General features: G+C 59.5%; 24 protein-coding genes. 11 read left to right on the top strand and 13 right to left on the bottom strand.

The genetic code is table 11. The annotated features are described in order from the left end of the window. Genes IAE50_RS16615 through sctU form a run of 9 tightly spaced genes read left to right on the top strand, consistent with a single transcriptional unit; the run spans position 1 to position 7,067 of the window. A complete protein-coding gene (locus IAE50_RS16615; RefSeq protein ID WP_200580753.1) occupies positions 1-867 on the top strand; it encodes an FHA domain-containing protein in 867 nt (288 codons plus the stop codon). Next, positions 867-2,225 (top strand): type III secretion system ATPase SctN, encoded by a 1,359-nt coding sequence (gene sctN, locus IAE50_RS16610; protein WP_200580752.1) that lies wholly within the window; start codon positions 867-869, stop codon positions 2,223-2,225. Before IAE50_RS16615 ends, sctN begins: the two co-directional genes overlap by 1 nt. After that, positions 2,203-2,667 (top strand): type III secretion protein, encoded by a 465-nt coding sequence (locus IAE50_RS16605; protein ID WP_200580751.1) that lies wholly within the window; start codon positions 2,203-2,205, stop codon positions 2,665-2,667. The genes sctN and IAE50_RS16605 overlap by 23 nt, the downstream gene beginning before the upstream one ends. Beyond that, positions 2,664-3,203, top strand: a complete 540-nt coding sequence (locus IAE50_RS16600) for a type III secretion system HrpP C-terminal domain-containing protein (protein WP_200580750.1) — start codon at positions 2,664-2,666, stop codon at positions 3,201-3,203. The genes IAE50_RS16605 and IAE50_RS16600 overlap by 4 nt, the downstream gene beginning before the upstream one ends. After that, positions 3,200-4,243, top strand: coding sequence for a FliM/FliN family flagellar motor switch protein (locus IAE50_RS16595; protein WP_200580749.1), 1,044 nt, complete (start codon positions 3,200-3,202; stop codon positions 4,241-4,243). The genes IAE50_RS16600 and IAE50_RS16595 overlap by 4 nt, the downstream gene beginning before the upstream one ends. 5 nt (positions 4,244-4,248) lie before the next feature. Next, entirely contained in the window at positions 4,249-4,902 is a 654-nt protein-coding gene (gene sctR, locus IAE50_RS16590; protein ID WP_023478788.1) for a type III secretion system export apparatus subunit SctR, read from the top strand. A 7-nt stretch (positions 4,903-4,909) separates the two neighbouring features. After that, complete coding sequence (sctS, locus tag IAE50_RS16585; RefSeq protein ID WP_200580748.1) at positions 4,910-5,170, top strand: type III secretion system export apparatus subunit SctS; 261 nt, start codon at positions 4,910-4,912, stop codon at positions 5,168-5,170. Beyond that, positions 5,170-5,985 carry a type III secretion system export apparatus subunit SctT gene (sctT, locus tag IAE50_RS16580; protein ID WP_200580747.1) on the top strand — a complete coding sequence of 272 codons (816 nt, stop codon included), beginning with the start codon at positions 5,170-5,172 and terminating at the stop codon, positions 5,983-5,985. The genes sctS and sctT overlap by 1 nt, the downstream gene beginning before the upstream one ends. Next, positions 5,982-7,067: a type III secretion system export apparatus subunit SctU gene (gene sctU / locus IAE50_RS16575; RefSeq protein ID WP_200580746.1), complete on the top strand. Its 1,086-nt coding sequence runs from the start codon at positions 5,982-5,984 to the stop codon at positions 7,065-7,067. Before sctT ends, sctU begins: the two co-directional genes overlap by 4 nt. A gap of 18 nt (positions 7,068-7,085) precedes the next feature. Here the strand turns inward: sctU and IAE50_RS16570 are convergent, their stop codons facing one another. The 11 genes from IAE50_RS16570 to IAE50_RS16520 all read right to left on the bottom strand — a co-directional run bounded on the left by IAE50_RS16570 (position 7,086) and on the right by IAE50_RS16520 (position 19,311). Then, complete coding sequence (locus IAE50_RS16570) at positions 7,086-7,499, bottom strand: type III secretion system chaperone (RefSeq protein WP_200580745.1); 414 nt, start codon at positions 7,497-7,499, stop codon at positions 7,086-7,088. A gap of 31 nt (positions 7,500-7,530) precedes the next feature. After that, a complete protein-coding gene (locus IAE50_RS16565) occupies positions 7,531-12,924 on the bottom strand; it encodes an AvrE-family type 3 secretion system effector (protein WP_200580744.1) in 5,394 nt (1,797 codons plus the stop codon). A 62-nt stretch (positions 12,925-12,986) separates the two neighbouring features. Beyond that, entirely contained in the window at positions 12,987-13,172 is a 186-nt protein-coding gene (gene hrpT / locus IAE50_RS16560; RefSeq protein ID WP_200580743.1) for an HrpT family type III secretion system protein, read from the bottom strand. A 17-nt stretch (positions 13,173-13,189) separates the two neighbouring features. Further along, a complete protein-coding gene (gene sctC / locus IAE50_RS16555; RefSeq protein WP_200580742.1) occupies positions 13,190-15,238 on the bottom strand; it encodes a type III secretion system outer membrane ring subunit SctC in 2,049 nt (682 codons plus the stop codon). A gap of 24 nt (positions 15,239-15,262) precedes the next feature. Further along, positions 15,263-15,490 carry an HrpF protein gene (locus tag IAE50_RS16550; protein WP_042711770.1) on the bottom strand — a complete coding sequence of 76 codons (228 nt, stop codon included), beginning with the start codon at positions 15,488-15,490 and terminating at the stop codon, positions 15,263-15,265. Between the two features lie 75 nt (positions 15,491-15,565). Further along, on the bottom strand, positions 15,566-16,162 hold the full coding sequence (sctL, locus tag IAE50_RS16545; RefSeq protein ID WP_200580741.1) for a type III secretion system stator protein SctL: 597 nt from the start codon (positions 16,160-16,162) through the stop codon (positions 15,566-15,568). Continuing rightward, positions 16,149-16,730 (bottom strand): serine kinase, encoded by a 582-nt coding sequence (locus IAE50_RS16540; RefSeq protein WP_200580768.1) that lies wholly within the window; start codon positions 16,728-16,730, stop codon positions 16,149-16,151. Before IAE50_RS16540 ends, sctL begins: the two co-directional genes overlap by 14 nt. A 5-nt stretch (positions 16,731-16,735) precedes the next feature. Next, positions 16,736-17,500, bottom strand: coding sequence for a type III secretion system inner membrane ring lipoprotein SctJ (gene sctJ, locus IAE50_RS16535; RefSeq protein ID WP_200580740.1), 765 nt, complete (start codon positions 17,498-17,500; stop codon positions 16,736-16,738). Between the two features lie 5 nt (positions 17,501-17,505). Then, complete coding sequence (locus IAE50_RS16530) at positions 17,506-17,874, bottom strand: EscI/YscI/HrpB family type III secretion system inner rod protein (protein ID WP_200580739.1); 369 nt, start codon at positions 17,872-17,874, stop codon at positions 17,506-17,508. A 63-nt stretch (positions 17,875-17,937) separates the two neighbouring features. Further along, on the bottom strand, positions 17,938-18,177 hold the full coding sequence (locus tag IAE50_RS16525) for a hypothetical protein (RefSeq protein WP_094419734.1): 240 nt from the start codon (positions 18,175-18,177) through the stop codon (positions 17,938-17,940). A gap of 141 nt (positions 18,178-18,318) precedes the next feature. Continuing rightward, positions 18,319-19,311 (bottom strand): sigma 54-interacting transcriptional regulator, encoded by a 993-nt coding sequence (locus IAE50_RS16520; protein WP_042711762.1) that lies wholly within the window; start codon positions 19,309-19,311, stop codon positions 18,319-18,321. 463 nt (positions 19,312-19,774) lie between these two features. Between IAE50_RS16520 and IAE50_RS16515 the strand changes: the two genes are divergently transcribed. Beyond that, positions 19,775-20,470, top strand: coding sequence for a hypothetical protein (locus tag IAE50_RS16515; RefSeq protein ID WP_200580738.1), 696 nt, complete (start codon positions 19,775-19,777; stop codon positions 20,468-20,470). 15 nt (positions 20,471-20,485) lie between these two features. Then, positions 20,486-21,541 carry a hypothetical protein gene (locus IAE50_RS16510; RefSeq protein ID WP_094419732.1) on the top strand — a complete coding sequence of 352 codons (1,056 nt, stop codon included), beginning with the start codon at positions 20,486-20,488 and terminating at the stop codon, positions 21,539-21,541. Between the two features lie 56 nt (positions 21,542-21,597). Here IAE50_RS16510 and IAE50_RS16505 read toward each other — a convergent pair whose 3' ends face one another. Continuing rightward, entirely contained in the window at positions 21,598-22,635 is a 1,038-nt protein-coding gene (locus tag IAE50_RS16505) for a lytic transglycosylase domain-containing protein (RefSeq protein WP_200580737.1), read from the bottom strand. A gap of 180 nt (positions 22,636-22,815) precedes the next feature. Beyond that, the gene (locus IAE50_RS16500) at positions 22,816-24,891 is read right to left on the bottom strand and encodes a hypothetical protein (RefSeq protein ID WP_200580736.1); all 2,076 of its coding nucleotides are present in this window, start codon (positions 24,889-24,891) and stop codon (positions 22,816-22,818) included. Between the last annotated feature and the right edge of the window lie 136 nt (positions 24,892-25,027).

The following is a 25,027-nucleotide window of genomic DNA, read 5'->3' as shown; positions in this document are numbered from 1 at the left end:
ATGTTCGAACTGCGCGTGCTGTCTGGCCTGCATTTGGGCGCCGCGTTACCCCTCTTCGGCGATAAATGGCTGATTGGCCAGGCCGACGAGGCCGATCTGATGCTTAGCGATGCGCGCGTTGCTGCCCGCGCCTGCGAGCTGCGCCGGGAAGAGAGCCAGTGGCTGGCACAGCCTGAGAGCGGCGACGCTTTTACTGTCAATATTGAAGCGCCTTTCCAGGTCGCCGACGTCTGGCTGTGCGTGGCGCGGATCGACACGCCGTGGGCCGCCTGCCTGCCCCCTGCCACACCGCCTGCGCCCGAAGGATCCACCGAAGCACCGCCACAGGCCGCGCCCCCCGTCGCCGCCAGTAAAGGGTTCTTCACCCGCGGCATCCGCACGCTGGCATGGAGCCTGATGTTGCTGCTCACCCTGACGGTGACCAGTTGGGTTTTACAGCCCACCGTTGCCCAGACCCAGGTTGCCTCCCCGACACCACAGAGCACGCCCGCAGAGTTACAGGCACCGTTACAGAAAATGTTGCGCGAGCGCGATCTGGCAAAGGTGGTGAAGCTGGATATGCATAACCAGCGGCTGCGTCTGACGGGCCGCCTCAGTAAGTCGCAGATGCAGGTTTTTAACCGAATGCTGGAGCGCTTTAACGCCACCTACACCAGCGCTACCCCGCTGGATAACCAGGTCAAACTGCTGAAGGTCAGCCTGCCCTTCCGGATTGTGCAAATCACCACCGGTAGCCGCGCCAATATCGTCACCGACGACGGGCAGCGCCTGTTTGTCGGCGATGAAGTGGACCACCTGCGGCTGGTATCGATCACCAGCGATCAGATTGAGTTTAACGGTCGCGACAACATCAAGGTGAACTGGTAATGACGGTGGCGCTGGAGGAGTGGTATCAACAGCAGCGGCGGCGGCTGGCAAGCTTTTCGCCGGTCGAAAGTTTTGGCCGCATCACCGGGATTAACGGCATATTGCTTGAAAGCAGCCTGCCCCAGGCGCGGATTGGCGATCTCTGCCAGATCGCCCGGGATGACGGGCAGAGCGTGCTGGCTGAAGTCGTTGGCTTCAACCCGCAGCACACGCTGCTCTCCGCCCTCGGTCAGCTCGACGGCATCGCCCGGGGCGCGCGCGTGGTGCCGCTGCGCCTGCCGCACTCTATTGTGGTCTCTGACGCCCTGCTCGGCTGTGTGCTGGATGGCTTTGGCCGCCCGCTCGATGCAGGCCAGCCCGGCGCCTTCGCCCTGCCCGGTACGGTGGAGAATGCGGTTGGCGTGCTGGGCGATGCCCCGGCACCCACCGATCGTCCGCGCATCGATACGCCGCTGCCAACCGGTATTCGCGCGATTGACGGCCCGCTGACCCTCGGCGTCGGCCAGCGGGTCGGGATCTTTGCCGGTGCGGGCTGCGGGAAAACCACCCTGCTGGCGGAGATCGCCCGGAACACCCCCTGCGATGTCATCGTCTTTGGGTTGATTGGCGAGCGCGGGCGCGAATTGCGGGAGTTTCTCGACCACGAACTGGACGAGGCGCTGCGCAGCCGTACCGTTCTTATTTGCGCCACCTCCGATCGCAGCAGTATGGAGCGCGCCAGAGCCGCATTTACCGCCACCGCCATTGCCGAAGCCTGGCGCGATAAGGGCAAAAGCGTGCTGTTGATCCTCGACTCCCTGACGCGCTTTGCCCGCGCCCAGCGTGAAATCGGCCTTGCCCTTGGCGAGCCACCGGGGCGCGGCGGTCTCCCCCCTTCGGTTTACACCCTGTTACCGACCCTGCTGGAGCGCGCCGGGCAAACCTCGCGCGGGGCCATCACCGCCCTCTACTCGGTGTTGATTGAAGCCGACTCCATGAACGACCCGGTCGCCGATGAAGTGCGATCCCTGATTGATGGCCACATTGTGCTGACCCGCCGCCTGGCGGAGCGCGGGCATTATCCGGCTATCGATGTGCTGGCAAGCCTCAGCCGCACCATGAGTAACGTCGCCACGCGCGAGCATATCCGCGACGCCACGCAGCTGCGGCGCATGATGTCCGCCTGGCAGCAGGTTGAGATGTTAATTCGCCTTGGGGAGTACCAGCCGGGCCACGATGCGATGACCGATGCGGCGGTAGCGGCTCAGGAGGCGATTAACGGCTATCTGCAACAGGCAATGCACGCCCCCACAGAGTATGACAACACCCTGCACCACTTATCGGAGGTGAGCCAGCATGCGCCGTCATCCGCTGCCTGATAACGACATTGTGACTGACGATGGCAACGCTGAATTGCAGCAGGCCTTCTCGCTGCTGCTGCCGATTCGCCGCCAGCGCTTACGCCGCAGTGAACGCCTGCAACGGCAAGCGGAGCAGGCTTTGCGCGAATCGCAGCGTCAGTCAGCCGAAGCGGAACAACAGCTCGCAGCCGCACAACAGCACTATCAACAGCTGCGCGAGAGCTTTGCCGAACACCACCAGTCGGGGCTGCAAAAACAGGAGCGTCTGGTCGAAGGATTGACGGAGGAGCGCCAGGCCAGCGACGCAGTGAGCGGGCAGCGTAATCAGTTGCAACAGTGCCGCACACAGCATGTCACGCAACAGCAGCAGGTGCAGCACGCGCAGCAGCAAACCCAGGCGCGCCTGCGTGATGTGGAAAAACTGGAATACCTGATGGAGCATAGCGAGGCATTACGATGACAGCTTTACCCCACACCCAGCAAAATAACCCCGCGCCACCTGCCCGACCGGAGGTGCAGCGCCGTTCGCCGCAAACCGCATCGTCAGACGCCGCTAACCCCGAGCGTAAATCCCGCGCCGAGCCGTTTCGCGAAGAGAGTTCGCTGTTTGACGCGCTGTTGTTTCCCACCAGCGACGTGCCGCAACCGCTTATCACACCGTGGGAAGGCAGCGCCTCTTTTGGGCCACAGTTGGGCCATGAGCATGAGCCTCCCGCCTCGCCGGCCAGAGCCTGGCAACAGCTGGAGCCTCCGCTGTGCGCCATGGTGGAGAAGCAGCCTGCCGGGCCGGTCTCGATGACGCTGCTGCTGCCCCTGTTAGGCGAAGTGGATGCCCGCCTGAGCCCTTTTGCCGCGGGCTGGGATATCAGCCTGCGTTTTGCGCCAGCGGCGATGAATATGATGGCCGCCCATCAGGAGCGCTGCCGGGAGTCGCTGCGCCGCCGCATGGCCTGTGCCGTGCGCCTGCGCTTTGAGCAGCGCGGAGGGCGGGAATGAAACCCTTAACCCTGCGCACTCTGCCGCGCGAGGAGGCCAGCCTGCGCCGGCGTATCGGCCACGGTGTTGGCTATCCCTTTACCCTTGAGGGGGAAGCGGGTGAGCTTCAGCTCCGGCTTACTCCCCCCGGCGATCGACCACCGACGCAGCACTTCTCCTGCAAGGCCGGGCTGTTATCTCTGGCAGGTAGCGAAGCGCTGCTGAGCCTCTTTTCCGCCTGCCCGCTGCTGCCGGAGCCTGGCGCGTGCGCTGAGTGGTACTGGCCGCTCTTTAACCAGCACCTCAGCCCGGCGCTGCGCGCGCTGTTTGGCGATCTCACGCCGCAAGAGGCCTCCTGCGCGCCCCATGACGGTATCTGGCTTGCGATACGCGTCACGCTCGGCGAGTCGCAGGCGCAAAGTGAGTTATACCTTGCGCCTGCCACCCTTGCGGCGTTGTTAAACCAGCCTGGCTGGCTTTCGCTGCCTGCGCCGCTTTGCAGCGACCTGCCGTTATCGCTGCCGATAGATCTGGGCGTGGTGTCGTTTGCCCCCGCGCAGTTACGCACACTTCGCCCCGATGATGTGGTTTTCCCTGCTACCTCGTATTTTTCCCCGACCGGTCGCGGCGAGCTTCGCCTTGCGCAATTACACCTTGAGGGCGAATTGCTGTTCGAGGAGGGGCATCCTGCCCGTTTTCTTATTACCCGTCTGGAGAATACTTACGTGAATGTGACCCCCGAAGATAATCTGCCTGCCGACACCCCACACCCGGATGAAAACCTGACTGAAACCACGACGCCTGCGGCTTCGCCTTTTGATGCGTTGCCGCTGGCGTTAACCGTGCGCTGCGGCCATCTCAGGCTGACGCTCGGTGAGTTAAATCGCCTCGATGTCGGCTCGACGGTCACCGTCGATAACGTGGTGCCGGGTGAAGCACTGCTCTGCCACGGCGAGTTTCCGCTGGCGAAAGGCGAGCTGGTCGATGTCGAAGGGCGTCTGGGGCTGCAAATTACCCATATGCTGCCGGGCGTGGCGAACGTCGTGGATGTGAACAGGTGATTCCGATGGAGATGGGGCCGCTAAACCCAATTATGCTGGCGCTGTTTCTCGGTGCGCTGGCGCTGCTGCCGATGATGCTCATTATCTGCACCAGCTTTTTGAAAATCACCATGGTGCTGCAATTGACGCGCAACGCGATGGGCGTGCAGCAGGTACCGCCAACCATGGCGCTTAACGGCATCGCGCTGGCGGCGACGCTCTTTATTATGGCGCCGGTGTTTAGCGATATGACCGACCGGCTGAAAGCGATCCCGGTCGATTTCAGCAGTATGGAGCGGCTGGAATACACCACCGCTAACGGGATCGAACCGCTGAAAACGTTTATGCGCAAAAATACCGACCCGGACATCGTTATCCATCTGCAGGAAAATGCCCAGCGTATGTGGCCAAAGCGCATGGCCGAGTCGGTCACCCCGGAGAATATGCTGCTTATCATCCCGGCATTCGTGCTGTCGGAGCTGCAAAACGGCTTCAAAATCGGCTTTCTGATCTTTATTCCTTTTATTGTCGTGGACCTGATCGTCTCCAATATCCTGCTGGCGCTCGGGATGCAGATGGTCTCGCCAATGACCGTGTCGCTGCCGCTGAAAATCCTGCTGTTTGTGCTCATCAGCGGCTGGACGCGGCTGCTCGACGGTCTGTTCTACAGCTATTTATGAGGCCCGCATGGATATTCTGACGCTGTTTCGCCAGGGGTTACTGCTGGTGGTTATTCTCTCCGCGCCGCCGCTGCTGGTGGCGGTGATCTCCGGGGTGATCATTTCGCTGGTGCAGGCCGCGATGCAGTTGCAGGATCAAACCCTGCCGTTTTGCATCAAGCTGATGGCGGTCGGCCTGACGCTGGCGCTCACCGGGCGCTGGGTCGGCGTTGAGCTGATGGAGCTGGCGCAGGCGGCCTTTGCCATGATGGCAACGGTCGGCTCCTGATGCTGATAGGTTACCCGCTTACCGATACCTTCAATGGGATCCTCGCGCTATCCCTTGGTATGGCGCGCATCTTCCCCTGCCTGCTACTGACGCCAATCTTCTCCTTTAGCGTCATCAAAGGGATGCTGCGCACCGCGATTGCCGTGGCGCTGGCGCTGTTTATCGCGCCGGGTATTAAAGAGCAGATTGATTTGCTTGAGCCGACGATGATGACGCTGGCAGGGCTGGTGCTGAAAGAGTTGTTGATAGGCACGATGCTCGGGTTGCTGCTGGCGCTGCCTTTCTGGCTCTATGAGTCTGTCGGTGCGTTATTCGATAACCAGCGCGGCGCCTTAATGGGTGGGCAGATCAACCCCCAACTGGGGCCGGATGTGACGCCGCTCGGCAAGTTAATGCAGCAGGTGCTGATATTGCTGCTGGTAACCGGGCTGGGATTATCCACCATCACCCAGGTGATCTGGGACAGCTACCATCTGTGGTCCGCCACCCAGTGGATGCCCTTTCCCCAAGAGGCCGGTTTTCACGTCTGGCTGACGCTGGTGGGGAAAGTCTTCAGCGATATGGTGCTCTACGCCGGGCCGCCGGTGGCGCTGATGCTGCTGCTCGATTTTGCCATCGGGATCATGAGCCTCTATAGCCCTCAGCTTCAGGCAACGGCCCTGACGATCCCGCTGAAATGCCTGCTCGGCATGCTCTTTTTTATCCTCTATCTGCCGCTGCTGGACCATCTGGGAAATGCGCGGCTGTATGAGCTGCGCGATCTTATCCATATCCTGCCGCAGATCTTCACCCCTTCCGCCGGGAGCGCGCCATGAGCGAAAAAACCGAAGACGCCACACCGCAAAAACTGAAAGAGTCGCGCAAAAAAGGCCAGGTCAGCCAGAGCCAGGATATCCCCAAGCTGCTTATCTCTATCGGCATCCTTGAGACCATTTTTGCGATGGTCGACTCCGGTATGCAGCGGTTGCAGGCGATGATGCTGCTGCCATTATCCCGCCTGCGCGACCCGTTTGATCACGCGCTGGAAGAGGTAATAAGTGACAGCGTCACCGTAATGCTGGTGCTAGTCGGCCTCGCCTGCGCCATTGCCATGCTACTGCGCGTAGTGGGCGGCTGGGTGCAGTTCGGCCCGCTCTTCTCCAGCGAAGCGCTGGCACCGAAACTGGATGCGCTTAACCCGGTTAATCACCTGAAGAATATGTTTTCCGCCCGTCAGTTTACCCAGCTTCTGACCAGCATCGTTAAAGCAGTGGTGATAGGCCTGGTGGTATGGCAAGCGATCCTGCCGGACCTCGGCGGCCTTGCTCAACTGGCGCTTGGCGATCTCAATGGTTTCTGGCAAGGCGTTATGGCGCTGTTTATGAAGGTGTCGCGCCGGGTGCTGATGGTCATGCTGGTGATAAGCCTGTTCGATTTTGGTATTCAGCGCTACTTCTTCCTGAAACAGCAGCGTATGAGCCATGAAGATCTGAAAAACGAGTTCAAGCAGAGCGAAGGCGATCCGCATATGAAAGGCCACCGCCGCCAGGTGGCGCAGGAGATCCTGAATGAAGAGCCGGTTCCTGCGCGCGAGATCAACGTCGAAGAGGCGGATGTACTGCTGGTTAACCCGACCCATTTCGCCGTCGGCCTCTACTACCGCCCGGATGAAACGCCGCTGCCGCGTCTGCTATTTAAGGCGTGTGATGAAGAGGCGCGGGCGTTGATTGAAGAGGCGCAGCGTAAAAAGAGACCGGTGATCCGCTTTATCTGGCTCACCCGAACCCTCTGGCGCACCACCCGCGAAGGTGCCTATATCCCACGCGAAACGTTAAATGCCGTGGCCCACGTCTATCGTCTGCTGCGCGAGCTGGAAGATCACTACCTGGATGAGGTGATAGAGATCCGCGAAGAGTAGTGCGCGGATCTGAGCTTATCAGGCAGCCACAATCTCCGGCAGTAACGCCCGCGCCTCCCGGGCTTGCTGCATAAAGGCGAGCATTAACGCGCTAAAGGTAGCCGGGGTTAAAGCGGCCAGCGGCTGCTGGTAGCAGAGCCGCACCTGCTCCTCTTCATCCAGCGCCAGCCAGCAGCCGCGCATCGCATGCATCTCGAAGTTGAGCTTCATTAACAGCCGCCAGGTGGTGAGTTGCTCTGCAAGCTGGGTGGCGGCAAAGAGCTGGCAATGGAGCAGTAGCGTATCGCTTCCCGGCGGCAGCTCCAGCACTACCGCCTCCTGGCCCTGCTCATCCTGCAATGCGCACACGCCGTTGACCAGCGTCAGAGAGAGGCCCTGGCGGCGACCAAAATCATTTAGAAGCCCTTGTAGCTGTCGTTGCTGCGTCATCATAAACTCCTGTAAAAGTGAGATTTAACGCGGGTTACAGCCGCCCACGCTTCTCCTGAATTTCGGCATTCGTCAACGCATCCACCAGCGCCTGGCTGGCGTGGGCGATTTCGCCCTCAAGGGTAAAGGCGAGAGGTGACAGTTGGTTTGCACCATAGTTAAAGTTAATTTTTCCGAGATTACGAGTGACGCTGACGCTGGCGGCGCTACTGCTTCCGGCGACAAACAGCGGGACGGAGATGCCCTCTTGTTTGCTGTCGGTTTCGCTAAAAGCAATCGATTTGACCCGCAGGCTGTGCCGATCGCGCAGCAGCGCTGCGACCTCCTCCGGCTGGGTTTCATGGCGCAGCCACATTTGCTGAAGCGCATAGCGCCGATCATCGTGTAGCTCAAGGGTCACTACCGCCTGGGTGTTGCGGTTTTTTTGCAGCTCGCGGATCGCCTCTTTAAGCAGCGGCTTCTCCTCCATAAAACGGCTAATCGCCTCGGCGGCGCTCTCCGGCAGTTCGCTGGCAAACAGGCTGTGCACCACATGCATCAGGTTATTGCTGTCGACTTTGCGCAGATTGTTATAAGTGCTCTGATACTCGGCGCTGTTGAGCTGATGGCAGTGCAGCCCATGCGCCTGGCGTTGTAGATCCAGCGCCCGGGCGCTGTTAATCACACCGTACTGACCATTGTTGGCAGGCGTCAGCGCCAGCAGATGCGTCAGCAGTTTATCGAGCTTATTGGCCGTTGCCTGCGGTTCATCCTGCAAAAAGGTGCTGAACGGAGCGCTATTCTCTTTTGCCTTTGCCGCACCGTTCGCTTTATCCAACGCCTCAAGCGTGTTGCGTTCGCTTTTCGAAAGCGGACGTAAGGTGCCTGCGTGCGCCTTGCGCGCGCTCAGGCTCGCTTTTTGCAGCGCGTTTAGCCCGGCCGAAAGCTCGCTTTTCGCTTTTTCTGGCGGTTTGTCGGCATCCTTTATCTCCTGCAACAGCTTATTGGTTTGCGGATTGTCAAAGTTGCTGCCTGCCTGCTCTATCAGCTTCTCCAGCTGGCGCGGGTGAACGGGCTCAGCCCGGGCGATATCGATACTCATACTGTGTTTGGTGCGGTTATCAATGCTGGCCTGAATGGTGGTGCTGTTGACGCCAAACAGCGGGATGCGCAGGTTCGACGCCGGCCTGGCGGTGATGCCCACCCCGCCATTCAGGCCGACCCCGGCGCTGGCGGTGTTAAACATCCGCAGGCGGTTATCGCTGCGGCCGAGCGTGCTGCCCGTCGCGCTGTGAGTGGTAGAGCGCTCACGTTGCGCATTGAGGATATTCGCCCCCAGTTGCGCCATACCCCCGGCGCGCGCCGTGGCGCTGTTTTTCTTGCCGTCACCGCCAGCGACGGGAAAGCGCAGACCGCCGCCAGCCATCGCCATTGCCGTGGCATCAACAGTAAAGTTAAGGGTAGTGCCCTGCTTCACTTTATGGCTGACGCCCCTCTCCAGCAGCTCGCCGGGATTAAGTTCTCCGCCGGTAAGCTGCGCGATAAAAGGCTGCAACTCCGCTTCGCTCAGGGTAAAGCTGACGCTGTTTTGTAACTGGCGCTGCATGGCGATGGCCACCAGCCCCCCCAGCCGCACCGAAGGGGCGATACTGCGGTTGCCGCCAGGCTCCTTTTTGCTGCTGTCGGTAAGCTGGCTTAACGGGTTCCAGCCTACGGCACCAAACACCGTACCGGTGCCGCCGCCGTTACGGCTAAAGGTGACGTTAATCCCCCCATCATTCCGGGAGAAGCTGGCGCTGTAGGCGCGATCGAGGTTGCCGCGCACGCCCGGAATACCGATCACCTCCCCGCCGGGGATCACCGACAGGGTCACCATACCGCCATAGTTACGACCAAAAGCGAAGTTCTCCCCCGGCTCCAGCGCTTTGAGCGTGTTGAGAAGTTGCGCTGCCATCTGCTGCTGGTCGGGGGTTTTCAGCACCGTGCGGGTGGTCATATTCAGGCCATGGTGCGGCTTACTCAGCGCATTAATAAAGGATTTGATGGCGTCGTAGCAGGCCTCCAGCTGGCTATTATTTAAAAAACCCTGACTGGTGGCCTTCTGCACCAGGTTTTCGCCATACTCCTCGTCACGCAAAAAACGCACCCGCTCTTTAATCGCCGCAACCTGCGCCAGGCTGGCCTGCGGGTTAGCGTTACAGTCAGCCATCTGATCCACCACCTCGTGCAGCGCGGACATCATTAATCCATCAAGGATCAGGCGGGATTTCACCAGCCCCATCTCATCATGGGGATCGCGCATGCGCCCCAGCGGCGGCTGCGCTTTCTGGTGCCGGGCCACCACGCCGCTTGCCTGCAAGTGGCTTACCGGTGTGCTGCTGCCCTCGCGCAGCGGATAGCGTCGGTAGACCGCATCCAGCTGTTTCAGCAGGTTCTCATCATCACTGTAGGGGTTGAGCGCCTGGGTGGCCGCCTTGATCCGCGAGGGGCTGAACTCCTCTTTTTCACGCCCGTCCCCGCGTAACGCGCCCATATGCTGCCCGAGCAGCGTGCCGTGGTGCTGCACGCTGTCGGCAACCGTGTCGATAAGGTTTTGCAGGTGGCCGATAAACTGCCGATCAAAATGGCGGGTATCGAGCGCGGCGAGCCGCGCCGCTAAACTCTCCTGCGGCGTCGCGCCAGGCGCTGCCTGTAAGGTTTTAAGCCGCTGATAGAGCTGCGCCTGTTGCGCATAGAGCGGACGCAGCCCGTCACGCCCCTGCCAGTTATGGCGCGTGGCGTACCAGGCGGTTTTCAGGGGTCTTGGCGTGGTTAACCGGGTATTGATCAAGTGCGCGCCAAGCCGGTCGCGCAGGCGGCTGTTGACATGGTTACCGTCACGTCCGGTCATTCCGGCGATGCTGGTTTCATACTTGAGCGTCATGCCGCGAAGGTTGACACTTTTCGAGGCTTCATCCAGCCGCTCCATCGCTTTTAGCGGCTCCTGCCGGGGCGTGCTGACGGGCAGTGCCGTCGGGTCAAACTCCCCCTCTACCCGCCAGCTCGCCTCCAGCGCGATTGGCGGCTGATTTGCGCCCTCTTGCTGTTCATCCCTCCTTTCCTGCGGCATACCGGCCAGTTGCAAAATCGCGCTGCGCCCGCCTCTGTCCGCCACCATCAGCGCGCCGCTGGAACTGTTATGCAGTCGCTCTACTGGCCCCAGGTCGGGGGGCAGCGTCACCGACTGCCAGCGCGCATCCGGGCGGCTCCCGGGGGATGCGCGCCACTCCGCTTCCGGCATCGTCCACAGTCTGCCCTGTGAGTCGAGAACATAGAGGTTACGCTTCTGATCGGTGGTGATATCCGTAAGGGTGTTGCCCTCGCCGTTAGCAGGCAGCGTCGCCCGGGTGTGCGGCAGCCAGTTGGCGATCCCCGCTTTGGTCAGGGTTTGCATCATCTTATGCGCCTGCCGGGTTCCGGCCTGGGTGCGGTGATATTGCAGGGTGTTGGTTTCGCTTATCGCCGCACAGTGCTCGCCATCCAGCGGCGCAATGGCGCGCGCTTTATTACTCTCATCAAACCCCGGCAGCGGCAGTTCCACGCTCAGGCTGGCTTTTAACTGCCGCAGGGCGAAACGATGATGCGCCCCGTCAATTTTGTCGCTCTTCTGGCTTATCTTAACGCGCGAAGGCAGCCCGTCACGGATCACCCAGCCGCTGCCATCCTGCGCCCGCTTGATGCTATCCGCCTTCTCCTGGCTCGCCTCCCAGCGCCCGGCGTTTTTATCCCAGGCATAGAGTTTGCCTTCATGCACCAGCAGTTGCCCGGCGCGGCCAAGGTCGATGCTCTCATGAGCTAAGGGGCGCGGCTGAAACAGACCTTCATGATGATCCAGCACCAGGCTCTCGCTGAGATTCCAGCGCGCCGCAAACTGCCCTTGCGCATTGCGCGCACAGAGATGTTTCTGGTCAGCACCGCTTTTCACCACCGCCATCAGCTCTCCATCCTGATGGGAGAGCAGGCTGCTGAACATCACCCCTGCGCCCAGTTGCTCCGACAGCGCCGCCTGCTTCATATCAGGCTGCATAACAATCTCGCTGTCCTCCTGCGCCTGTGGTAATGCAGCGCTCCACAGCCCCCCTTCGCTGTCCAGCGCATAGAGATGATCGTTATGCAGCGCGGCGCCGGTGGCGTGAAAAGTCTGCTTATCGCCTTCCGCGTTCAGAGTTTTGAGGGTGATTTTCTGCTGCTGCTCTTTTTTCGCGCTGAGGGTGTTGAGCAACATCACCGACTGTTCGGCAGTTTTCTCATCGCTGAGGAGCAGCAGTGCAGAACCCTGCGCGCTGACACAATAGGCGGTGATTTTGCCAGTTTTTGCCGATTTCTCGCCGCTGGAGAGATTATGCAGGGTCTTCTTATCGTAAATGGCATACATCATGCCGTCGGGCTGCTTGCTTAACTTGCTGTAGCTTTTCTCTTCATCTTTATCGACCTGTTCCCAGCGCATGGCGGCTTCGTTTAGCCGGTAGAGCCGCCCGTTGTGCTCGCGCAGTTGCTCTGAAACAGCCTCACCTGCCGGGCTACCGCCTGCTTCATCACCGCCGGTGATTTTGCGCTGGTGGCGAAAGATGCCGGTCATCAGCGCCTGGGTCGCCTCATCCGGTAGCGCCGCAAGACGCTGCTGCGGTTTCAGATGCTGCCAGCCGGGCAGCGGACGGCTGCTGGTCAGGCCGATAAACGCCACCGGTGAACCTTGCAGCGTAAAGAGCCTGCCACCAGGGTCCAGCAGGAGATGCTGGCAATTATCGTCGCTGGCCTGATGCGCCAGCCAGCGATGCCGGGGGTGAGCGAGGGTTTCGTTGAGCAGCGCGGTGAGCGGCTCCGACGCGCTCTCAATAACGCTTAAGCTGCCGTTATCCGCAAGCGCAAGCCGGGCAAACTGCGGTTGCAGGCCACCTCGCCGCGTGGCTGCATTTTCTTCCCCCGCGCGGTATGCCCGCTGTTGCTGGGTGTTGCGCTGGCTCTCTTGCAGCGCGGCGTAGCGCTCCTCTTCAATGGGGGAAAGCAGATGGCGGCGGCGGGACGGCCAGGGTTCCGGCTCGCGCATCGGGCGTAACGGCGGTTCGTCGGGTGCGGCTTCACTGTGGCGCCTGCTCGCGGCCACCGGTGCGCTGTTGTTAACCTCCGGCGGGCGGGTGCTGTTCGACGCGCCGGGTATGGGTTGAGGGTGGCGCGTTTCCCGCAGGCGGCTGAGGCTCTGGCGCAGGCTTCCCATACGCTGGCGGGCTTCGGCTGCCTGCTGGCGCAGGGTTGGCGCGGCCTGGCTGGCCACCTCCTGATCCAGCGAGCCGCCTGCGGTCTGCTGCGGGCGGCGGGAAAACTGACGTAACGGAATCGCGTTACCTGTGCTGGCGTGCGACACAGATTGCGCCGCACGCAGGCTTCCCAGAAAAGGGAGGTGAATAGCCATGATGATCCTCGCTCAAATACGGCCCCGGCGATCGCCCGGGGTCTGAGACTGCCGAAACGGGGTTAGTTATCCACCGCTATCTGCGTGTAGTCGTTCAGGCCATTACGCAGTTGCGGTTGCCACCAGATGGTGAGCTTATGCAGATCGGACGACGGGCGGCAGCTTACGTCGTTACACCCGGCCTGCGGCCGCGCACAGGCGCTCAGCATTAGCGCGGCGGCGGCAAGCAACATCATTCGCAGTAACATGCTTTTTCCTTATCAGCTCAGTTGAAGTTTTGTGCCGGTGCGCCGCCTGATGCCGAGAGCAGCGAAGCGCGCGACGGGCGTGCCGGGGCATTGCTGTCAAAGGCAACAAACACCTCCGCCGATCCTCCCGGCGGCAGTTCAGCGCGCGGCCAGACTGCCACCGCCAGCGTGCGATCGCTGCGGCAGACGCTCTCATCAAACCGCTGCGTCTGACGGGTGTTATTGGTGATCACCCCAACGGTTATCTGTACGCTGCTGTTGCCGTACCACTGATGGCGGCGGAAATCGCTCTGGAACGCGCCCGGAATACGGCACAACGCGGAGAGTGTCTGGCCGGTGCCGCCGCTGGTCATCCCCGTCGGCACCCGGTTCAGGGCCAGGTCGCGCATCGCACCTTCCACCATCCCGCGAATGTCGGTGTATTTATGGCGGTTGGTCACCTCATCCATCGCATTATTAAGCTGCTCGCGCGACTCGGCAGCGATATAGCGCGAGGGATCGACCTGGTCGCCAATCAAATGCGGCGTAATAATAAACAGCCGCTCACGCTGGGAGGTTTCGTAGCGCGTGGAGGTAAAGAGCTTGCCAATCAGCGGAATGCTGCCAAGGATCGGGATGCGTCGCTCGCGATCGCCCGTCTCTTTGGAGTGAAAACCGCCCAGAACCAGTGAGCGCCGCGCTTCCACCAGCGCCTGGGTACTGACCGCGGCGTTATGGGTGCCTTGTGCGTCGCCATCGTCATCTTTATTGAGCTTGCCATCTTCCACATCAACAATGAGCTGGATAGCCGATTTTTGTGAGGTGCTGATGGCGCGTGGCGTTACCCGCAGGCTGGTCCCGGCGGTAACAGACTGAATATCTGCCACCCGCTCGCCAATGGCGCGAATAAAAGCGGTATCGCTGAAATCAATCACCGCAGGCTGATTCTCCAGCGTCAGGATGGTTGGGTTGGCGATAATCGTTGCCGTCCCTTCCCCCTCCATCGCTTCGATACTGGCAAAGAAGCGCTGGAAATCGGTGACAAACAGCGTGCTGGCACCGGAGAGCATATTAGCGCCGCTGGCGACACTGCCGAACTGACCGCCCAGGCTGCTGGAGAAGCGCTTCAGCGCGCTGCGGTCGATATCGACAATCACCGCATCGATCTCAATCAGCTTTTGCGGAACATCAATGGAGTTAATTAACGCCTGGTAGGAGCTACGGGTTTTCGGATCGTCCCGCACCAGCAGCAGGTTGTTACGCACATCCGCCGACACTTTCCCCGCCAGCTTGCTGACCGGCGCTTTTTTACGCCCGGAGACCGGCATATTGCGATTAATCAGCTCATTTAAAATCGTTTGCGACTGTTCACGGGATACCTGCTCATCATCCCCCTGGCCTGATGAGCTGCCCCCGGCAGAGGCGCTGCTGGCCTGGCCCAGCAGTTCATTCAGAATGGTGGCTACCCCCGGCACCAGCAGCTCCTGATCGCGATAGCGAATGGTGCGATCCGCCACGGCCGCATAGCGCAGCGGGAAAGCCATCATATCTTTACTCTCCTCGGCTTGCGGTTTGCTCTCCGATTTGCGGGCAAATTCAGTTATCTGGCGTACATACTCCGGCGGCCCGGTCACCAGCACCACGCCCTCATCCGGCAGTTCGCCCCAGCCGAAGCGTGGCTCCAGCAGGCCGACGCCGCGCAGCGCCTCTTTCAGATCCGGCGCCGCTTCCGGCGAAATCTCAATACGTTGGGAGGTTTGCGCAGCCTGCGGGCTGACGTAGAGCGTGTTGTTGTAGACAAACCACTGAAAGCGATACTCAAGCGCCAGGCGATTAAGAAACGCTTCCGGGCTCTCTGCGCGCAGTTTACCGGTGACATTGCTGTCGCCCAGCGTGCCAAGATTGATCTCGACACCAAAGCTGGTGGCAAAATCTTCAAGAATAATGCTGAGCGGGGTGTTATCTGCCGAATAGGCATACGCACCGTTTTTCCACTCATCGGGCATACGGGCGTTAGTGATGCCCATACTCAGCACCAGCAGGGTAATGGCCGCCAGCAGGCGGCCCGGAAAAGAAAACGTAAACACGCCTGACTCCTTGCTGACAGGGGCTTAGTTAATAGCGTCGATAATCGCTTTACGGATACCAAACTTAAACTGGGTATATTGCGAGCTTGCCCAGCTGGCGTTGGACATATCCTGCAGCCGGTTCTGGAAGGCATACATATCCGCAAGACTGAAGGATTCGCCCGAGATGTCGCGGGCAAACTGATAGGCTTCATGATGTTTGCGGGCGGAGTTGGTAGATAACTGACGCTGGAACAGATCGTTTGAACTCATGTTGTTCACTCCTCTTGTTAGGCACCACTTTTAAGTGGTGCGGCAAGCGAAGCAGTTCCACATATTTTGCTTTTTTTATGCCTCCTCTTCTGCACGTGCGGGCGCGAGCTGCTGGCGCAGCGTTTGCCAGTCCACCATCAGTTCGCCCGCGTCGGTGATCAGCCGCAAATGGTCTGGCGCAAGCATCGGGTCGGCGCACAGTGTCCAGCTAAGTTGCGGCTGCGCGGCGAGCCAGCTGTGGATCTCCTGCTCCTGTAGGCTTGCGCAATAGAGCGTCGCCTGCTGCTGGCGCGGATGGTGACGCAACAGCTGTTTGAGCAGCGCGTGAAAACGGCGCTCATCGTCCACCTCATCAAGCAGGTGTTGCAGCGCCTCGTTGACAATCTTCCCGGCAAGCACCACCAGATGCGCCTCTTCGGCTGCGCGCTGTTGCTGCCAGTCAGTAAGCAGTGTCTGCGCCTGCTGCCAGAACGCGGCTTCCCATTCGCGCTGGCAGGCCTCCCTTTCAGCTTGCGCCTCGGCGCATGCCTGCTCGCGGATCGTCTGCGCCTCTTTATGAGCCAACGCAATAATGGCGGCCGCTTCAAGCCCGAGCGCAATCTCCTCGCGGCGTAGCAAATTACCTGCTGGCGCGCTACCGTCCGGCAGGTGCAGGCTTTTAAGTTTCCACATCGCGCGTCGCTTCCGAATGTTGTTGCACCTGCCAGAGCGCCGCTTCCCATAAAGGACGCAGACGATGGAGAGGCAGTGAGAGCGCCGGTTTGAGAGGCGCATCGCTTGCAGGAAAGAGCAGCCGCAGGCGCGGCCAGATGGCCGGGAATAACGCTTGCAGCAGGCAGAGGCTGTCGGCGCTGCCGCCGGCGGTGAACAGCCCGGCGGGCAGCCAGCACTCGGTGCGCATCCCTTTCGCCACACGCCTTAACCAGATCTTTAACTCAGCGGGTAGCGGCATGCCCCCGGCGCAAATTTCTGCCACTAACACCAGCAGTTGCGCGCGCTGCTCGCAGCTTAAGTCGCCGATCGCCAGCACCATCGGCTCGGGTTCCACCAGTTCGCCGGGCACCCCCAGCGTGCGCTGCCAGCACGCGGCATGCTGGCGCAGATAGTGTCTCTGCAAAGGTGCAGATAGGCGGGCCAGCGGCTGGGTACGCCAGCTTTCATCCGCCTGCAACCAAAAGTCAGCGTGCCACCAGCGCAGCCAGCGCAGGGCGAGTTGCTCGTCGGGCGCAGCGCTCTGCATATCCGTCACTTCGCCTCTGCCGCCTGGCGCTTACGATTCAGTGCCTGACGAATAAAGGCGTTCGCCACCAGTAATAGCAGCAGCACCCCAAAGCAGGTTGCCACTATTTTGACCATGCCGTAACGCTCGGGGGTCAGCTGAAACGGCCCCAGTTGCACCATTACAACTCTGTCTTGCCAGGCTTTCGCCGGGACAAAGACAATCGCCAGGTCGCGGTCATCACGCCCGCCGAGCCCCGGAATACTGGTTGCCACCAGCCGGCGAATGCGCGGCTCGATACTGTCCGGATCCAGGTTTTCGTGATACTTGATAAAGACCGAGGCGGAAGCGGGCTGTACCGGCTCGCCGGGGGCTATACGCTCCGGCAGCACCACATGCACCCGCGCCACCACTACGCCATCAATTTGTGACAGTGTCGCTTCTACCTCCTGCGACAGGGCATAGATATAGCGGGCGCGCTCCTCCAGCGGGCTGGAGATAACGCCGCTTTTCTGAAACACCGCGCCGAGGTTGGTCCGCGCCTGATGCGGTAGCCCGGCGGCATTGAGGATATTCACCGCCCGCTCGATATCACCGCGCGCGACGCTGACGCTCACGCCCTCTTTGGAGACCTGTTTTTCCGCTTCGATCTTAAAGCGGCTCAGTTCTGCCACCACATCGTTGGCGTCGTTTTCCGAAAGCCCGCTGTGCAACTGGGTCTGGTCACCGCAGCCGGTAAGCAGCAGCGCCAGCCACAGGGCGCAGAGGCATTTAATGACAGGGCCATTCATAAGCTTCACTGCAGGTTGCTGAGTTTGTCGACTGACTGAACGGTTTTGGCGATCACTTTGGCGTTCATCAGGCTCTCAATGTAGTAATTGGACAGCTGCGCATTAGCGCGGGAGAAATCTTCCGCACTGGAGGATCGCGACGCGACCCTGAGATCGTGAAAGGCATCTTTTTGCGCACGCTGGTTGCCGCTAAGGGATTGCAGAACATTGCCGACCACGCCCGGCTCCGAAGAGGCCGCCTTGCTGCTTTCAGGCGCGGCGCCATTAAGCTTTGCATTAAACCACTGAATATCTTCCACCGACGGTGCTTCATCGTAGATGTCGACTGACGGTACCGGTTCGGAGGTAAGCGAGGGAGATTGAGAGACTTTCATCAGCAAAACTCCTGTAGGTGAGTGAGCAGGGAGTCGTGGATAACGTCTCCCTGCCGGAGTCGATTAGTACTGAATTTTGACCTGGGCTGCGGCGGATGCGGCCTGCGCATTACTTTCGGCGATGCCGTTAATGCGCTGGAACTCTACATCGCGATCCATTTTATCGGCCTGGTTTTCCTGCATTTTGTCCATCGCCTGCTGCGAACGGACCATATATTTCGCACCACTATAGGCACCGGCAACCTGAGTGTAAGCAGAGGCGGCGTTGGTGATCCCGTTGGCAAGTAAGCTAGCACCTGACATAGTAATTCCTCGCGTTAATGATGGGTTGTATTTGGGTGTTGCGTTCATTAAGTGATAAACGAAGCCACCTGGTTCCATCGCAAAGAAAAAATTTATGCAGAAGAGGCCTTCTGGCCCACCGCGAGAGGGGCGGGCGACATGTCAGGCGGTAAGTTTTAACAGCTTCAGGCGGTGATAGAGGGTGCGCCTGGGAATACCTAACTCAAGAATAACGTCATCAATACGATTACCGTGCCGTTTCAGGCAGTCGTGGATCAGGCTGCGCTCAATGCGCCGCAGCCGCTCTTTCAGTAGCCCGCGCCCCTCCTGTTTTATCTCACAGCACAGCGGCGGTAAGCCCAGCACAAAGCGTTCCGCCGCCGCTTTCAGCTCGCGGATATTCCCCGGCCAGCTATGCAGCAGCAGGGTTTCATCCAGCACGGGCGACCCCGGCGGCAGCGGCTGATTCAGGCGCATCGCCGCTTCCTGGGTGAAGCGGCGAAACATCGGCAGGATCAGCTCCGGCCGCGACCGCACGGTTGGCGTGGCAAGTTTAATCGTGTCGAGGCGAAAGAAGAGATCGCGGCGAAAACGCCCCTGCGCCACCAGCTGCGAGAGTGGAATTTGCGAGGCGGCGACCACGCGCAGATCGAGTTCAATACTTTTGGTGCTGCCGAGTCGCTCCACCGCCCGGTTTTCCAGTACCCGCAGCAGCTTGGCCTGCACCGTGAGCGGCATACTGTCTATTTCATCCAGAAACAGCACGCCATGATTGGCGCTCTCAATATAGCCCGCGCGGGAGGTGCTCGCGCCGGTAAACGCCCCGGCCATCACCCCGAACAGCTCGCTTTCGGCCAGTGTCTCCGGGATGGCCGCACAGTTAACCGGCACCATCGGGCCGCGACAGCCGGAAAGCTGGTACAACCGCCGGGCCAGTGCATCTTTCCCGGTACCCGTTTCCCCCTCGATGAGGACATCAATTTTTAACGGTGCAATCGTATTTAAAATCTTATACAGATGGGTATGGATATCGGTCACAGGTTCCGGATAACCCGCCGCCGCGCGTGGGCGGGAGTCAACCTGGCGTAAAACGTTATCCTCACTCCCCTCATCTGCAGTCCCCTGGATTAACTCTGTCCTGGTAAGACGAACCATACATTCTCCATTAGCTTCACGTAAGCGCGCCTTGCACGGGACGCGCGGGTAATTCAGCGCTTGTGGATTTTTTGGAAGTTGAGCCTGATGTAAAGAATTACAAATTTACAGCGGCCTCACTCTCACTCAATCAGGAAATCCCCGCTATCAGTCCAGGATTATTATTTCGTAGGGATAGCCGCTCAGCAGGTAAGGATTTCCTTACCTGCTTTAAAAAAAGAGATTTGAAAACAATTGATTGAGTACAAAACGGCTGCGGCGATAAGTTTTAAAACTCGGAATGCGCATCACAAACAGAGATTTTTAAGCGGAACTACCCTGGAACAATCGCCACTCACAGTGCGAGGCAGCATCAGCCCGAAAGGTAAAATTGTGCAAACGGCATGAATTAGGTTTGCAAAATGTTACCGCTGCGGCTGCTGCCCAACCGATCGCTGACTTATTAACTCTGAGGAACACATTTATGAAGATTCCAGGATTTGGTGGTGGAGCAACAAACGCAAACCGAGCCGATTTCCCGCCGGCGAATATGCCAGGCAAACCGGGGGGCACGCCGTCAGGCAAACCAGACCTGCCCGATCAGCCAGGCAAGTCCTCGCCGTTATCTTTCCTCAATAATTCGAAAATGGGCCCGCTCTCTTTTGCCAGTAACGCCTTTGGCGGCCTGAGCACGCTCGCTTCATTAACCGGGCTTGGCGGCCTTGGCGGAAGCCAAAGCAACGGCCAGTCAAACGGTGCAAACGCGCCGGCGAGCGGCAGCAACTCACTGCCGGGCGGCGGCTTAATGCAGCAGCTTATGATGCTGTTAGGCCTGCAGCAGCTGTTGGGCGGCGGTAATAAGGCGCAGCAGCCGGAACAGCCAACGACCCCGGCACCGTCCCAGGGTGCGAATAAGAGCGGTAACCCGCTTGAGCAGCTGATGCAGATGCTCCAGCAACTGCTGCAGCAGATGATGGGTCTCGACAAAGGCAAGGGGGCAGACAGCGGCGAACAGAGCGGGAATGCACCGCAGGCTCCTGCTCAGGGAGCGGCTGACGGTGGCGGTCAACAGGGTGGGATGATGCAAAACCTGCTGTCGCTGTTGGGGCTGACGTCACTGTTGCAGGGTCTGTTGAGCGGCGGTCAGGGGCAATCTTCCCAGAAAAATACGCAGCTCTAATTCAGGGGGGCTTATATGGTTATGCAAGTACCTGGCGCGGGGGGGATCACCCCCGCTTTTTCACCCGGCGGGCAACTGCCGGGTAACCTGCCATTAACCACTCCCCTGCCCGGATCTTCTTTGCCGGGTCTGGGTAACGATCTGCCGATCTGCTACTCCGGCACTAGCGGAACGCCGCTGGCAGGACTGGGCGATCCGACCCAACAGTTCGATCAGCTGTTAAAGCAGGTTGGACTGGGTGCGCTTGTTGATCCCGCCGCTAATGAGGAAACGATGCCCGCGGCGTTATTTGCCAGCGAAACCACAGGTGAAGAGACGCCGCAGGCAACGGGCGATGGCGTGCGGACCAGTGAGAAGGACCTCAGCGTCAGGCCAACGGAAGATAACCTGAAGGGCCGTCCGCCGGGTGATAACCGCAGCGCTGAGCAGATCATTGATGAAAACCCGGTGCTGAAAAACCTCGGCAATCAGAAAGATATCAAGCGCGAGCAGCTAAAAGAGCGCTTTGGTGACTGGACGGATGCCAATAAAGATCCGAAGAGTCGTGCTGATGCGGCGTATAACATGGCCTGCGTGTTAAACAGCATAAAAGGCCTCAATGCGCGCGATGGCAGCGAGCGAACGGAGATCTCTGCTAACGATAAAATAGAGGGCATCACCAAGGATGGCGACGCCCGCCACGGTACCGAGGCGGGTGTACTGAAGGATATCGCCGAACAGGGGCTGAAAATGCTGCCGGAGAATAAACAGCTGCCGCAAACCAATGATACGCACGTAAGAAAGGATGGGACCAATAAAGACAACTTCCAGTGGGGGATGGGCGAGTTCGGCAAGATATTGTCGAATATCCCGATTCTCAAATCTGTTGCTGCGCCTTTCTTTAACAACATTGGCGAGGCCCGTAATCTGGGCGAAGTCTTCACCGGTGGCCTGAAAGGTCTGGCTGAGGGTGGAATGAGCGTGGCGCGTGGGCCGATTGGCTGGGGCATTACGGCCGCTACCGACACCGTGCAGATTGCGGTGGAGAATGCCGGAGGAAAAGGGAAGAACGAACCGCCGCCGTTTGCCTGATTTATTACCTTACTGTTGTGAGTCCCTGTACCCGGTACAGGGACTTTTTTTGCCTGCTATGCAGGTAACGTACCTTTGCCGCTGGAGATAATGTCGGCAAAATTGAGCACTTTCCCGACATAGGTTGCATCGCCGGTACCGGTTTTCGAGATATCCGTCAGATCGTTGACATTCACATTCCCCGGCCCTGAGTTATAGGCCCGCAGCCCGGCACCGAGATCGCCGCCAAACGCCTGCCGCTGCTCTTTCAAATAGAGCGCGCCGGCCATAATGCTATCTTTAGGGTTGGAGGGGCTGGCATCCGCTCCCAGCAGATGCGGGTATCTGCTTTGCAGATCGGCGAAGGTGTTCGAATTGACCTGCATCAGGCCGCTGTCGGAAAGCCCATTGCCGCCGTTAACGGTGGTCGCATCGATTTTCCCGCGTGACTCCTGCCAGATTTGCCCCGCCAGCACTTCAGGCGGTTGGTCGGTCTCTCTGGCGGCATGCATTATCGCCTTCTCATGATCGAGTAGCGGCGCAGGTAAATGCAGCCCCGACTCGCCTTTTATCAGCGGAACGCCGCCGGATGCCGGTGTCTGCTGGGCAGGCGTGTTCAGTGCAGCACTGGAGGGGGAACCCGGTTGTGCCGCACTGCCCGGCTGTTGCGCAGAGGCGGCGGCAGGCTGATTAACAGGCTGCTGCACAGCGGCGTTCCCCGGTGCGGCGGGCGCAGCCCCCTCTTCTGCTGAGCCGCCCGGCATCCCTGCCCCGCCGCCGCTACCCGCTCCAGCACCTGCGCTGTTATTTTGCTGCTGACCGGAAAAGAGCTGCTGCAGCATCATCAGCAGTTGCAGTAGTGCTTGTATTTGCGGGCCCAACTGCTGCATTAGCCCCTGCATCTGCATCGGATCCATACTGCTCTCACTGCCGGGCGTGGCGGTGAGGCTGCTGAAATCCGTGCCGCTCATGGCATCATTGCCAAAATTAATTGCCTGGCTGCCGCCAGCAAAATCTGTCGGGCTGAACGAGGCTACGTTTTTTTCATCGAGCGCGCTGAAATCAGGCATTTGCGGCTGTATCGGCCCAAAAATCGAACCTGACGAGATATTCATCCTTCTGTCCTCTCAACTAAGCGTAATCATTAGCGCCAGTCACGCTGACGCATCCCTACCGGTTTTACCGGGGTATGATTGAGTGGACAGCGCGCGGCGCGGGTTCCGGGCAGAGCGTGCTACAGCGAAAATTAAGGCGAAAAAAAAGCCGCATCGCTGCGGCTTTTAAGAGGGGGGGTATCAGGAAGCTTTTTTCGGCTCTTCAGGCTCTGGCGATCCTGCTGGCCCTGCGGCTTCTGGCGATTTCGCTGCTTCAGGCTCTGGCGATCCCGCTGGCGCTGCGGCTTCTGATGACGCTGATGGCCCGGATGCCACTGATGACGCAGATGATGTCGGTAAGGAGTCCGGCAGCGGGATCATCTCGGCGATACGCTCGCTCATCTTCTCTGCTTCAGCCTCAAGGTGTTCAATAATGGCTGCAAACATAGCCGGGGTTATTCTCTCAGGACGTGGGGTCAGGATGTCCTCCCGCTCCGGGAAGGCGCGCAACAATTCCTGGGGATCCATCTCCTCAAGCAACGCATGTAAATACTCAGACGGGGTCTTAGGCAGCGCGCCAGAGGCTTTGGAATGCACGCTGGCGCTGTCCGGCTTGCTTGCTTCTGACGGCGTTTTCGTCCGGGTACCAGCAATTGCCGCTGGCGTTTCTGTAGAAGCTCTTGCCCCGGTGCTAACCTCTGGTGCTGGCGATTCTGTAGAGGCTCTTGCCTCAGTGCCAGCCTCTGGCGCTGGCGATGCTGTAGAAGCCCTTGCCTCAGTGCCAGGCTCTGACGCTGGCGATGCTGTAGAGGCTCTTGCCTCGGTGCCAGCTTCTGTCGCTGGCGATTCTGTAGAAGCCCTTGCCTCGGTGCCAGCCTCTGGCGCTGGCGATGCTGTAGAAGCTCTTGCCTCGGTGCCAGAGACTGACGCTGAGGTGCCTTCCGGAGTTCTTTCCCCTGAAGTTAAATGGGCGCTGCCGTCGGTTGTATCCGTGTTGGTAGATGATGATGAACTTGTGCTGCTTCCGTCACCTAGCCCAAGTGCGTTTTTCGTCGCTTTTTTCATCGCGTCATAGGCGATTGCCGCCGCCCCTTGTGAAAAATAGGCCACCGCCGCCACCGGAAGGTAAGCGCCCTGGCCTGCGAGTTCGCGAATGGCGCGGTTAGTCGAATTTTTCATGACATCGTTAACACTGCCCAGTCCTTTAGACATAGACGACGCCATAGCCTTACTCGCTGCGCTTTTTGACATATTTGCCAGCCCCAGCCCACCTCCCAACGCAAAGCCTTCCACGAGCTGAGAGAGCGCGACAAGATTGAGCACGGCTTTACCCCAATTTTTTGGCGTGGTGAGGTTATTCTTCAGGGCATCAAACCGGCCACCTTCAGCGCTATGCTTACGCCCGCTGGCTAATGCCATGTAACGCTCCTGCCAGTCATGGCGGCCAAACAGATACTCCGCACCGTGCAAATGGTCGAACTGATTCTGCACCACGCCGCTCGCCGCTCCGGCCCCGGTTGTTAAGAGCAGACCCGCCCCCTGATTGATGAGATACCCTGGTTTACCAATCCCTTTGAGTATCTCCACCGGTTTCGTGCTCGGCGCGTTTTCCGCGAGTTTCTGCGTACCGGCTGAAATCGCTGCGGTCACCGGGTTGCGCATGTTATACCCTGACCCTCCCAGTGCCGCATTTTTCACTTTATGCCCTGTGGATCCGTGCCTTTTCATCACCTCCTGCATAAATGGCTCGAGTGCCTCTTTATCAGCCTGCATCCATTTCCCGTCTTTGAGGCTGTTATCGACAAGTTTGGAGACGACGGCCTTAAAAGCGACCGCCGTGAGCCCCCCGGTCAGGCCAGTAACAAAATCGTGTCCCGGCGTACCGGGTTCCAGATTCAGTTTTTGCGCCAGCGCCTTGCCCGCCAGGTCGCCGGGCATGCCAGAAAGCCCATAGGCTAACCCCATGGCGGCCTCGGCTAATGCGGATGTTCCTTTATCATTCTTGCGAGCGTTTTGAATAACTGTTGCAACATCATCTGCAGTCTCTCCCATCTCAGCCAGCCTTACCGCAACACCATGCATGTGTTCGCGGACCTCTGCTCCACCGACAGATTCAGTTTCCAGGGTGCGCTCAATACGCGCGATCTCCTGTAGCCGGGCTGCTTGTGTAGGATCTACGACCGCAGCGGCGCTGGTCGACGCGGCAGTACGTGAACGCAGGGCAATATCCTCATGCCCAGGTGTAGGTGTGCGCCCGTGACTTCTGTTTATCTCCATTATTCTCACTCCGCCAGGTTGTGCCGGTTATCAGCAACCGGTCAGTTGATGACTTGCGAAATGAGCAGCTCACCCCGCAACGATAGGGTTGAGTGGTGCGCGAGCGGGCCCGGTTTCAACTTTGCGGAGATTTCTT

Origin of the sequence: Kosakonia sp. S42 (genome assembly GCF_016624785.1) — a bacterium.
In the GTDB taxonomy this organism is placed as follows: domain Bacteria; phylum Pseudomonadota; class Gammaproteobacteria; order Enterobacterales; family Enterobacteriaceae; genus Kosakonia; species Kosakonia cowanii.
Note: the sequence above shows the minus strand (reverse complement) of the source record. Positions and strands in the feature narration are given on the sequence as shown.